Source organism: Gammaproteobacteria bacterium (assembly GCA_024235095.1).
GTDB lineage: Bacteria > Pseudomonadota > Gammaproteobacteria > Competibacterales > Competibacteraceae > UBA2383.
Map to the genome: position 1 here is coordinate 1,401,966 of JACKNC010000001.1, position 12,076 is coordinate 1,414,041.

Annotated in this window: 8 protein-coding genes and 1 pseudogene; 8 read left to right on the forward strand and 1 reads right to left on the reverse strand. The window is 53.8% G+C overall.

From position 1 onward, the window contains the following. Positions 1–54: 54 nt before the first annotated feature. Positions 55–861 carry a PEP-CTERM/exosortase system-associated acyltransferase gene (locus H6973_06255; GenBank protein ID MCP5125239.1) on the reverse strand — a complete coding sequence of 269 codons (807 nt, stop codon included), beginning with the start codon at positions 859–861 and terminating at the stop codon, positions 55–57. Positions 862–1,219: 358 nt separating this feature from the next. On the opposite strand from H6973_06255, the gene H6973_06260 reads away from it, so the two are divergent. From H6973_06260 to H6973_06295, 8 genes and pseudogenes are all read left to right on the forward strand, one after another. Continuing rightward, positions 1,220–3,193 (forward strand): ThiF family adenylyltransferase, encoded by a 1,974-nt coding sequence (locus H6973_06260; GenBank protein MCP5125240.1) that lies wholly within the window; start codon positions 1,220–1,222, stop codon positions 3,191–3,193. Between the two features lie 8 nt (positions 3,194–3,201). Then, positions 3,202–4,398: a glycosyltransferase gene (locus tag H6973_06265; protein ID MCP5125241.1), complete on the forward strand. Its 1,197-nt coding sequence runs from the start codon at positions 3,202–3,204 to the stop codon at positions 4,396–4,398. A 102-nt stretch (positions 4,399–4,500) separates the two neighbouring features. Then, positions 4,501–4,650 (forward strand): hypothetical protein, encoded by a 150-nt coding sequence (locus H6973_06270; GenBank protein MCP5125242.1) that lies wholly within the window; start codon positions 4,501–4,503, stop codon positions 4,648–4,650. Positions 4,651–4,887: 237 nt separating this feature from the next. Continuing rightward, complete coding sequence (locus tag H6973_06275; protein ID MCP5125243.1) at positions 4,888–5,544, forward strand: acyltransferase; 657 nt, start codon at positions 4,888–4,890, stop codon at positions 5,542–5,544. Between the two features lie 97 nt (positions 5,545–5,641). Then, positions 5,642–8,437: a PEP-CTERM system TPR-repeat protein PrsT gene (prsT, locus tag H6973_06280; protein ID MCP5125244.1), complete on the forward strand. Its 2,796-nt coding sequence runs from the start codon at positions 5,642–5,644 to the stop codon at positions 8,435–8,437. Between the two features lie 566 nt (positions 8,438–9,003). Further along, positions 9,004–9,933, forward strand: a pseudogene (locus H6973_06285) (IS1595 family transposase). Positions 9,934–10,009: 76 nt separating this feature from the next. Beyond that, a complete protein-coding gene (locus H6973_06290) occupies positions 10,010–11,236 on the forward strand; it encodes a sulfotransferase (protein MCP5125245.1) in 1,227 nt (408 codons plus the stop codon). A gap of 217 nt (positions 11,237–11,453) precedes the next feature. Beyond that, positions 11,454–12,035 (forward strand): hypothetical protein, encoded by a 582-nt coding sequence (locus H6973_06295; protein ID MCP5125246.1) that lies wholly within the window; start codon positions 11,454–11,456, stop codon positions 12,033–12,035. The last annotated feature ends 41 nt before the right edge of the window (positions 12,036–12,076 follow it).

A 12,076-nucleotide genomic window follows, 5' to 3' on the forward strand; every position in this document is an offset into this window, starting at 1 on the left:
CATCAGTCGACGAGGCGATGGCTACGGTGTGTTGGTCCCGCTGTTCAAGAGGAATCAGGTAGGGTGAAGCGGGTATGGGGTGACATCAACAGGCTGGAATGCTTCAGAGGTCGAGGATCCCGGGAATAGATGGGGCAGCATGGGCAGAGAAATCTCATTCATCGTTTTTTCGAGGAGTGAAAAGGGACGATAGACTAATGTCTTGCGATCAAACATGTCCCGGATCGCTATTGATCGCCGACACAGCGCCGTCCTGCTGGCCTGGACATCGAGGAGATAGGGTGTGCGCCAACCTCGATGTTCAACAGAAACGCCGGCCTGATGCAACACTATGCCTAATCGGCGCGATAAACGTGCGAGGGCGGCGGTGACTAATATATAGTAATGCTTGATCTCTCGATGAAGGCCATAAAGGATAAAAGCGCGAATAAGGCCAAGAAAGACTTCGGATTCACCATCTTTACTGACATGGCCAAAGTCCCAACCGAGGTACGGATTGAGTGCATGGGCATTGCAGGACCGAATGATGCATACTCGGGAAATTTCACCCAGTTCACGGCGAGGTAAATGGCGATTCGGATGAGTCGAGGTCAAACATTGCAAGGCTTCAAGGGGAAAGCAGGGCGCATTCGGGAGGATGACCCGCATGGCGGCGACCCATTGATCTGATCGGCGATGTCGGACAATGAAATGAGTGGTGTAGTGTTCATCATCCCAGCGATCGTGCTCTTCGCCAAAGGGAAAATCGTCAGGATTTTCAAAGCGGCGCTCCACACAATAAACATGATAACGAATCTTTCGATGGATGGCGCGAGCGGCTTCTGTGTCGGCCAGGATTGCTTCATAGGTGTAATCAAACATCAGTTATCTCGTGATTTGATGGTGGTGGCTATAGCTTTACTCACTGACAGCCTACATTCCGCAATTCCCTCCTTTCAAGAAGGAGTGGCGCGAAGCGCCGGGATAGTTTGGAATATAGGCTAATCTGATTGCGAGACTATAACGACTTGGCCTGTCAGCCGACAAACAGGCTCCTGAATAACAACCTGGTTAGCAACTAGGATTGTTACATGATTCGTAAACTTACGCAAATTTCACTCCATGTAACTGAACCTGTTCCTGAATATTTTTCTATTAGACTTGTTCAAATTGCACGCTGGCAAAAGGGAGACTGAACGGTTACTCCAGGATCATTCACCGAGCGCACGGGGAAATAAACATGACACGCGATTTCGATTATGCCGAGGCGTTCAGCCGCAATATCGGTTGGGTAACGGAAACCGAGCAGGCTTTGTTGCGCAGCAAGCGGGTGGCGATCGCCGGCATGGGCGGGGTCGGCGGCGCGCATTTGCTGACCTTGGCTCGGTTGGGCATCGGAGCGTTTCACATCGCGGATCTGGATGCCTTTGAATTGGCTAACTTTAACCGGCAGGCCGGGGCGATGCTCAGTACGCTGGGCGAGCCGAAGGTAGAGGTACTGGCTCGTCAGGCGCGCGATATTAACCCCCAGTTGGATCTCCAGCTTTTTTCTCAAGGAGTCAGCATCGAAAATATGGATGAATTTCTCAGCGATGTCGATTTGTTCGTGGATGGACTGGATTTCTTCGTGCCGGAGGTGCGTGCTTTGGTGTTTGGGCGTTGCTACGAGCTAGGCATTCCAGCCATCACCGCCGGGCCGATCGGGATGGGCGCGCCGTATTTGATTTTCTTGCCGGGTGGGATGAGTTTCGAGGAGTATTTCCGCTTGGAGGGTTTGCCGGTCGAGCGGCAGTATGTGAATTTTCTGTTGGGGTTGACGCCGAAAGCCTGGCATCGTTTTTATTTGGTGGATCCGCATCGGTTGGATTTAGCGCATCGGCGAGGGCCATCGACGCCGATGGCCTGTCAGTTGTGCGCCGGGATTGTCGGAATTGAGGCGCTGAAGATTTTGCTGCATCGTCAGCCGGTTTACGCAGCGCCCTGGTATCACCTGTTTGAATGTTACCGGGGGGAGTATGTGCGCAGTCGGTTGCGCTGGGGGAATCGAGGGCCGCTGCAAACCCTGAAACGGCGTTTGGCGTATCGGGCGGTCGGGCAGCGTCTGGCGCAGGAAGCTGTACGGCCACAGCGCGAGCCGGAATTTGTTCCACAAACCGAGTTGGAGCAGATCCTGGATTTGGCGCGCTGGGCGCCGAGTGGGGACAATACGCAACCGTGGCGCTTCGAAATTCTGAATGAACGGCGCCTGGTGGTGCATGGGTTCGATACCCGCGATGAAGTCGTTTATGACTTGCAAGGTCACGCTAGCCAACTAGCGCTCGGTGGGGTGCTGGAAACGATCAACATTGCAGCGCAAGGACAGGGTTTGCGGTGTGAAGCACAGCGGCGGGAAGGGTTGCCGGAAACCCGGCCTACGTTCGATGTAAAATTTTCCGACATTTCCCCTGAACGACATTTCCTGGAACACGCGATTCGCGCCCGGGTGACTAACCGTCGTTCCTTTAGCCGGCAACCTCTCGACGCGCAGCGACGGAGCATACTGGAAGCCTCGGTTGGGGCAGGTTATCGAGTGCTCTGGCTGGAAGGTCGCGGGACGCTGCGGCAGATGGCGCGTCTGTTATTCGACAACGCGGAAATTCGCCTGACGATGCCAGAAGCCTATTCAGTGCATAAAGCTATCATTGAGTGGAATGCGCAATTTAGCCGGGACCGTATTCCTGATCAGGCGGTGGGTTTGGATCCGGTGGCGCTGCGGCTGATGCGCTGGGCGTTGCAGAGTTGGGGACGGGTGCGTTTTCTGAATACCTATTTGGGGGGTACGCTGTTGCCACGCCTGCAACTGGATGTACTACCGGCTTTGAATTGCGCGGCGCATTTCGTGATTGTGGCGGAAACACCGTTGCAGACGGTGGATGATTACGTGGCCGGCGGGCGGGCGATGCAACGCTTTTGGCTGACGGCGACCGATCTTGGCTTGCAATTTCAGCCGGAGATGACGCCGCTGATTTTTGCTTCCTATATTTATAATGACGTTGCGTTCAGCGCGTCGCCGCGATCGTTGGAACGAGCGCGGCGGCTGGTGAAGCGAATGGAGAATCTGATGGGGCTGGAAGCCTGTCGGCAGGGCGTTTATATGGGACGGGTGGGTTTTGGGCCGGCACCAGTGGCGCGGTCGTTGCGGTTGCCGTTGGCGCAATTAATGGCGGCGAACTGATGAAATCCATGTCGCCCAAACGCATTCTCTTTGTCGGCGAGGCTGTGACCCTGGCGCATGTTGTGCGGCCGGTGGTGTTGGCGCGGGCGCTGGACCCGGCTTGTTGCGAAATCACCTTGGCTTGTGATGATCGTTATCTGAAGCTGTTTGGGGAATTGCCTTTCGCTTGGCGGCCAGTCGAGACCATCCCTACGGTAAAATTTCTCGACAATCTGGCCAAGGGGCGGCCAGTTTATGATCTCGATACGTTGCGGGGCTACGTCCAGGCTGATCTGGCGCTGCTGGATGCGGTGAAACCCGATATCGTGATCGGTGATTTCCGCATTTCGCTGGGGGTGAGCGCCCGAGTGGCGGGCGTACCCTACTTCACGATTACCAATGCCTATTGGGGACCTTATTCACAGCTGCCGTTCCCTTTGCCCGAGCATCCGATGACCCAGGCGTTCGGCGTGGGTTTGTCGCAGGCGCTGTTTAGTCTGGCGCGGCCCTTGGTGTTCGCGCTGCATACGCTGCCGTTGAACCGGGTGCGGCGGGAGTATGGGTTGCCCAAGCTGGGGTATGACTTGCGGGCGGTGTATACCGATGCCGATCAGACCTTGTATGCGGATATTCCAGAATTGATCCCCACCACGCCGCTGCCGTCGCACCACCATTGGTTGGGGCCGGTGCTGTGGTCGCCTACGGTCGAGCCGCCGGTGTGGTGGGATGCGTTGCCGAATGATCAGCCGATTATCTATGTCGCTCTGGGTAGTTCCGGGGAAAATGAACGGGCCTTGCCCGTGATTTTGCGCGGTTTGGCGGAATTACCGGTCACAGTGATGGCGGCGACCGCTGGGCAACCCTTGGGCAGCGCGCCGCCGCAGAATGCCTATGTGGCGGATTTCCTGCCAGGTGTCGAGGCAGCGGCCCGTGCGCAACTGGTGATCTGCAATGGTGGCAGTCTGGCGGCTCAGCAGGCGCTGGCGGCAGGAGCGCCGGTGTTGGGTGTGGTCAGCAACATGGATCAGCATTTGAACATGCTCTGTCTGGAGCAGGCGGGGGTCGGTGTGCGGCTGCGGGTGGGGCGATTGACCCCAGAAGTCGTTAAGACGGCAACCCGACGCTTGCTGGAGGATGCGCATTGTCGACAGGCAGCGAGCCGGTTCCGGCAGGTCATCGAGAAATGGGATACGGGGCGGGTTTTCGGGGAACAAATCGCTAAATAGCGTCGGTTGGGCAAAAGCGGAGCGTTGCCCAACATTCTGGACGGGAGCCAGCGATGAGCGAGGATGTAGCGGAAACTACAGGCGGAAGAAGAGGCAAGAAAGATGCAGTATGTCAGCAGTGTAGAGCGGATCGGGCGGCAAGAAGGTTTGCAACAGGACTTGCAGCAGGGCTTGGATTTTGAGCGGCAATTGCTGTTGCGGTTGGTGCAGCGCTGCTTTGGCGAAAGAGTGGCGGCGGACAGCGCGCCGTAGTTGGCGCAGATCAGTGAGCCGGCAGTGTTGAAGGATTTGGGCGAGGCGTTGCTGGATTGCGCCGATGGTGCGGCGTGGTTGGCGCGGTTAGAATCGGCGAGGTCACGAAACCATTGTGCTATGTTTTCGAAACCCATGCTATTTCTATTTGTAGATGGCATCGTCTTTCTGATTTGTGGAGTAAATTCACTTAATGAATCTCAGCCAGATGTATCTTTCAACAATGGAGCAATCGTGATGAGAGCAATTACCCCACCGCAGATTGCCTGCTTTTTCTCACTTCTGGCCATTATCCTGGTCCTGAGCATTGTAACTACCGCCTTGTTGCTTGGTTCCGCCCCACTTGGAGATTTCCGGGGTGTGACGTTGGTCATTGGCGCAGTGATATTTGGTTACCTCTGGGCTTTTGTGGTTTATCGGTTGTTTCTCCATTTTTTCCCCCTGGTGGAGGGTGAGATCCGCCCAGGCTCTCGAGAAGAATTTGCCGCCCAAGTCAATATTCTGTTTTATCTCATGTTATTTAATGCACTGATTCGCACCCATTTTCTTCCTGTTCCTATCATGCGTTTAGTGTATCTGGCGTTGGGCGCGCGACTGGGACAAAATACCTACAGCGCTGGCGCAATCCTCGACCCACCGCTCACCGAGGTGGGCGCCAACTGCATTATCGGTCATGATGCTGCTTTTTTCAGTCATGCCATTGAAGGTCAGCGCTTTGCGCTGTCCCGCATACGGATCGGCAATAATGTGACGATTGGCGCTACGGCAGTCATTATGTCTGGAGTGACCATTGGCGACGGCGCCATCGTGTCGGCTGGCGCTGTAGTGCGCAAAGATACACAGATTGGTCCGAATCAAATTTGGGGTGGGGTGCCGGCCAAGCGTTTACAATGAGACCGAGAGTCCGTTGATTGCACTCACCCTCAAATAGCCTCCTTATAAACTTTTGTTCAATCTTCTACAGATACCATAATTTAAGGAACTTGATGCTATGTATGATCTTCGCCGTTTTGCGCTTTTAGCAGTTTTGGTTCTTGCAGGCTTGTTTCAATTGGGCGGTTGTAGACAAAGTCTGACCCCCGCTGAGTATGTGAGCAAAGCTCAAGAGCATTTGCACAAGGGTGAATTACGCTCGGCCTTTATTGAATTATCCAATGCGCTCCAAAAAGATCCGAATACATTGGAAGCTCGGTGGTTGATAGCTAAGGTTGCTCTCAAACTGGGCGATGCGGCTAGGGCGGAAAAGGAAGTCCGACGGGCGATGGAACTGGGGTTGGCGCAAGCTGAGGCGCAGCCGGTTTTAGTCAAGAGTATCTTACTCCAGGGTGACTTTGATCGAGTGCTGGCGGAAACCGAGTCGCTGCCCCCTGACACGTCCCAGGCGAACCAGGCGCTACTTTTCAGTTTACGCGGCCAGGCGTATGTCTTGAAAGGACAATTCGAGCAAGCGCGCCTGGTTTTGGAACGGGCGTTGGAACTGGAGCCAAAGACCACGGAAGCGCTGGTTGGTATGGCGATCATGCAGGCCATGCAGCGGGAATACGACGCCGCGCGGCAATCGGCGGCGCTTGCCCTGGAGGCGGACCCAGACTCCCCCGAAGCGTGGAGTATCCTGGGAGAACTGGAATGGAGCCAGGGCAAAGCGGCGGAAGCGGAAACCGCGTTTGGCAACGCAATCCAGAATCGAGCTTATCCCACCCTGGATCGGGCGAAGCGCGCTTTGGCGCGCATCCAGCTTCACAAGTTTCCGGATGCCGAAGCTGACATTCAGGAGTTAAAGAAGAATGGCTGGAAGGACCATTCTTATGTGAACTATGTGGCGGGACTGATTCGCTTCCGGCAGAAGCAATACGCCGAGGCGGCTGATGCTTTTGAAGCCAGTTACAATGCAGACCCGAGTTTTATGCCCAACCAGATGTATCTAGCCATCAGTCGCTTCCTGCTCGGGCAGACGCAACAGGCGCGGCAACACGCGCAAGCGGTGTATGCTAAAGCTCCCCACGCGCAAGCGGTGGGACGATTGCTTGGGGCAGTGAACATCAGCCTTCAGGAATATGCCGCGGCCCAGGACGTGTTGCAAGCTACGTTGCGGAATGCGCCTGAGGATAAAGCGACCTTGCGCATGTTGACCACGATATCTCTGCTCGAAGGCGATGCCGCGCAAGGCATGGAGTATTCCAAACAGCTTGCCGCTCTTGAGCCAGAGTCCAAACAGGCGCAGGAAATGTTCATGGTGGCGAAGTTGATGGCCAATCAACCCATCGATGCGCCAGACGCCAAAAAGCCAGTGGACGAAGCGGGGGACTATTCGCGCGAATTTCTGCTGGCGCTCGAAGCGTTCCGCAACAATCAATTCGAAGCAGCCCTGGAGCAGGCGAAAAAACTACATGCGCTCTATCCGGATCGGATCGATCCGTTGAATCTGATAGCGGCCTGTTATCTGGCAACCGGCCAGTGGGATCAAGCGAAGGTTGAGTTGGACAAGGTCCTTGCGCTGCAGCCCAATGAACCTTCGGCGACCCGCAACTTGGCCAAGGTCGAAGCGCAACGGGGTCATCTTGATCAGAGTAAAACGCTTTTGCGGTCCCTGCTGAAAGAACAGCCTGGCGACGAGGAAGCAGCGTTGTTGCTCGCCGAGATTGAGACCCGCCTCGGAAATCCGGAGGCCAGTCTCGTGGCGCTGGAGCAGGCGCTGGAAAATAATCCGAGCGCGCTGGTGGTGCGCGCCAAGCTTGCGCAAGAGTATTTTCGCGCCGGTCGCCCAGCGGAGGTGCTGAGGTTAACAAAGGATTTGACCCACGCGCAGTTCCAGGCTCAGCCGGTGCTGCTGGAGCTTCAGGGCAAGTCACAAATGCAGTCCGGTGATTCGGTTTCCGCTAAGCACTCTTTTGAGCGCTGGGCCGCAGCGGCGCCGGACTCAGTAGAGGCGCACTTTCTGTATGGCGACAGTCTGGCGCGCAGTGGCCAAACTGAAAAAGCGGGTGAGGAGCTCAGGCGCGCGCTGCAGATCAATCGGAGCTATCTACCCGCGCGAGTCGGCGAAATCAAGCTGTTGGTCCATGAAAATCAACTGGAGCAGGCGAAAACAGCGCTTGGCGCGTTGCGCAAGGAATTCGGGGAGCGACCCGAGGTGTTGGGTATTGCGGGGTGGTTTGCTCTAGGTACGCGAGATTATGCAGGCGCGGTCACGAGTCTGTCGGCTGCCCGCGCCCAGAAGCCGGATACGGAGCTCACCCTTCTGCTGGTCCGGGCGCTGTGGGCGCAAGAAAAGCACGATGAGGCGATTGAGGTTATGCAACGTTGGTTGCAGACGCATCCACAGGATTTGGCGGTGCTGATGCACTTGGCCGGGGGGTATCTGACCCTCAAGCGCAACGAAGAGGCCCTGGCTACCTATGCCCAGGTGGTGGAACACTACCCCAACCATGTGCCGGCGCTGAACAACCTTGCTTGGCTGAGCCAGGATCGGGAGCTGAAGCAGGCTATTGAATACGCTAAGCGCGCCCGGCAAGCATCGCCGAACGATCCTTACGTGCAAGATACGCTGGGCATCTTGTTGGTGAAGAACGGCGACACCCTCTACGGAGCCGAATTGATCCGCAGCGCGGCGGAGCAGCTTCCGGAGGATCCGCAGATCCAATTGCACTTCGGGCGCGTCCTGGTTCAGCAGCAGCAAAATGTCAAGGCGCGGGAAGTCTTGGAGCGGTTGATTGAGAAAGCGCCTGACTCGGAGCCGGCTAAAGAGGCCAAGATGCTGCTTGAGTCGCTGCCGCCGATGGAGGATTAGGATACAATATAATCAACTTTTTATATCAGGTTATAATGGGGCAGTGGATTTCCATCCGCTGCCCATTATCATGCCCGCGCAGCGCCTGACTGCGACAACACAACCATCAGATTATAAATAAATTATACCTGCTACTGAGTATCCTGCCTTGCTCAACAACCGCCAGCTGAAGGCTGGTATGTTGAAGCTCAGCGGGCTAATGCCAAATGAAGGGAAGTAACAGAATAAAAGACATCAGTCGTACACCTCTTTGGAGCTACCGGTATTCGCCTGTTATGTTATGCTAAAGTGGTTCTGGAAAACAATAAGTTCGGGTGGAACGAATGGGAACTAGCTCATCTTTGTTAGTGTGTGTTTTAATCTCTTACGGGTCTAATTCCCCGCAGCTTGCTATGTACCATCTCGCTTTTGATACCCCGCAGCTTGCTGCGGGGTCTTTCATTAAAATGAAAGGTATTCGTTTTGGCTCAATATGGATTCCAGGCTGTTGAAGATGGCTCGCCCTGCCAAGGGACAGGAGCTACACTGAAGAGGTTTTGAACCGCCGCGCTCCAGGTTTCCCGTCGATGATCAACCTTCAGAATCTACTGGACGATGTCCGGTGTTACGAAACGGTCCGCCAACTGCGCTGGCCCGATGGGGTTCACTGCCCCCATTGTGGGGCGGCGAACATGACGAAGCAGGGTCACGACACGACCCAACCGGCGCGACAGAAATATCGGTGTGCCGGGTGCCATCGCTCTTTTGACGATCTAACCGGGACGGTGTTGGCCGGCCACCACCCGCCGTTACGAATTTGGATATTATGTTTATATTTTATGGGTTTGAACTTATCTAATGCCCAGATTGCCCAAGAGTTGGCGTTGAATCCGGACGACGTGCAGCGGATGACCGAGCAACTGCGCCAAGGTATCGTCGCCCGCCAACCCGAACCCACCTTGGCGGGGGAAGTGGAATGCGACGAGGTCTATATGGTGGCCGGGCATAAAGGGCATCCGGACGCGGTGAAAAAAAAGGCCGCCGCGGGCGGCGTCGCCGGCTGAAGGGGGCACGGGGTCGAGGCACCCTGGAGCAGGAAAAGCCGCCGATTCTCGGCATGATTGAGCGCGGCGGCGCGGTGGTCGTCCGGATGCTGGATAATGTCCAGCAAGCGACCATCCAACCGCTCCTTCAGACTTTCATCGCCCCGGGAACCCGGGTGTATACCGATGAATATGCAATCTATAACCCATTGAAGGATTGGGGCTTTGATCATCATACGGTGTGTCACAGCCGGGGTGAATACGCCCGCGACGACGATGGCGATGGCTTCCATGAGATTCATGTTAATACCGCTGAGGGTTTCTGGTCCCTGTTGCGTTCCTGGTTGCGACCCCATCGAGGAATTTCGCAAGAAAAGCTGCCGCTCTACCTGGGCTTCTTTCAGTTCGTGCATAACCGTCCGCATTCGGGGCAAAGGCTTGCTCAGACCTCTCTTGGAACTGCTGGTCGCCTAACAACGCCAACTGACTGGAATCCATATTGAGCCTTCGTTTATGCACGGATACCCTCTACTCATGGATTAAAGCATCTATGACGCCATATCAATGTTCCTGGGTGAGAATATGGAATAGTCTGGCGAATTTATTGCCTAGGCACATGAGTTCTCAGCTATTTTCCAGCGATGCGCTAATGCAGTCAGCACAAAAAGCTGCTGGATATTCTGATTTTGGCTGCACTACTTTCCTAGAACCGCTTCAAAAATTTTTAGAAGCATTGGAAGAAACTGGTGACTTACATCCTTTTGGAAGATTTTATGTAAAAAAAGTGATCACTGGGCTTCTGGTTCATCGGTTAAGGCTTACAGCCCTTTGGCAAGGTCATCCCCAGATATTTGATGAAACCATACGCAAGCCGATTATCATTCTCGGGTTACCGCGCACTGGCACATCGTTTCTATTTAATCTGCTTGCTCAAGACCCAGATCATCGGTTTCTATCGAATTGGGAGGCTACTATATCTCAAGTTCCCCCAGAAGGGAGCTATGTCTTTCAAAGCGACCCGCGACGGAAACAAGCCATGACGCTCATGAAATTACAAGACCGTCTGGCCCCAAACTTGAAGCATATACACACGTTTTATCTCGACGGTCCTGAAGAGTGTACTCCCCTTCTCCTGCAAGGGTTCACAACGCTGGCGCTCGTTGGTATGTTTAATGTCCCTCGCTATTCACTGTGGCTTGATACAGCATCACATCTTTCCACATACCATCACTACAAACGTATACTGCAAACTCTACAGTGGAAATACCCTGGAGAGAGATGGTTAGTGAAATCACCTGCTCATATCGAGGCTATAACAGCGATCCTGGACGTTCTCCCGGATGCATGCATTGTTCAGATGCATCGAGATCCAGTGAAGTCCATACCATCTTATGCAAGCCTTTGTGCGACATTTCGCGGCATTTACATGCAGCATATCGATGTTGAGGCATTGGGTTCTCAAGTCTTGACTCGCCTCGCTGCTGATTACGATAACTATTTAATACAGCGCCAGCAGTGTGACTCATCAAGATTCATGGATGTGCAGTACCATGAACTTATAGATGATCCATTTGGAACGGCATGTCGTATATATGAGCGGTTTGATTTGCAACTTTCGGCGGAAGCCGAGAAAAACATGGGTGCCTTTCTAGCCAAACAGCCCAAGGAGGGGAGTGCTCACAGGTACCGCCCCGAGGATTTTGGGCTCTCGCATCAACAGATTCGTGATCATCTGCGCGACTATATCCTTGCTTTTAATGTACCTGATGAGATTTAGTTGAAAACGGTTCAATAGTTAGGCAGCTAGCTTGGTCTTTTTTTTACTCAATAAAGATAAGGTAAATGGTTGTGAAGCATGATATAGCACGCATGGTTCATAGTTGCAGGGTTAACCGGTGTTGATGACCCATGGGGCTTGTCACGTCTACTTATAATAGATTGATTACACAATATAATTCATAGGTATATTGCTTAAAACAGCGCGAGGCTATCAGATGGCGGCGAGATGGATGATGCTTGTTTCTATGTTTTCTATTGCTGGTTTCGTACTGACTCGCGTCCTTGCTAGTCCAACCAGTTTAAGTATCTTGTTTTTTGGATGCGCCGTAACTGCGCTCGCGGTTCTGCTGGGTTGGACTTATGCATTAGTCGCCAGGACCAAGGATCAGGAAAATTGCGGAATCGTATTTTCAATGCGCGCTCATATTCTTTTGCACTTAGTGCCATTTAGTTATGTGGTCATGCAGTTTTTTATTGAGATGTCGCCGTTGACGAATGGACTCTTTCTCGGACCTCTCATGTTGTTTTTCCTGACTGGAAGAAACACTTGGAGAATAATGTCTGAGCAGTTTGACTGGAAAATGTACCGACTTTTCTATAGAGGCAACACGGGGCTATTAACCGTATTACCAATACTAGCAATATTGGGCGCTTTAATGCATGAAGGCTCTGTAGGCGGCGAAGCGTTCAAACGGGTAGTGCTTGTATATTCCTATGGTCATGCGCTGCTGATTGGCATTGCTGTCATCAGAATTGAGCAAGACATACGTAACCGATTTCAAGTTAGCACTCCTTAGCTTGTGGGTTAGTAAGGAGCAACCAAAGAAGGGAAGGCTAA

Bases quoted from the DNA above. Each gene is read 5' to 3' on its own strand.
- H6973_06255 (MCP5125239.1), bottom strand. From the start codon at position 861: ATGTTTGATTACACCTATGAAGCAATCCTGGCCGACACAGAAGCCGCT.
- H6973_06260 (MCP5125240.1), top strand. From the start codon at position 1,220: ATGACACGCGATTTCGATTATGCCGAGGCGTTCAGCCGCAATATCGGT.
- H6973_06265 (MCP5125241.1), top strand. From the start codon at position 3,202: ATGTCGCCCAAACGCATTCTCTTTGTCGGCGAGGCTGTGACCCTGGCG.
- H6973_06270 (MCP5125242.1), top strand. From the start codon at position 4,501: ATGCAGTATGTCAGCAGTGTAGAGCGGATCGGGCGGCAAGAAGGTTTG.
- H6973_06275 (MCP5125243.1), top strand. From the start codon at position 4,888: ATGAGAGCAATTACCCCACCGCAGATTGCCTGCTTTTTCTCACTTCTG.
- prsT (MCP5125244.1), top strand. From the start codon at position 5,642: ATGTATGATCTTCGCCGTTTTGCGCTTTTAGCAGTTTTGGTTCTTGCA.
- H6973_06290 (MCP5125245.1), top strand. From the start codon at position 10,010: ATGACGCCATATCAATGTTCCTGGGTGAGAATATGGAATAGTCTGGCG.
- H6973_06295 (MCP5125246.1), top strand. From the start codon at position 11,454: ATGGCGGCGAGATGGATGATGCTTGTTTCTATGTTTTCTATTGCTGGT.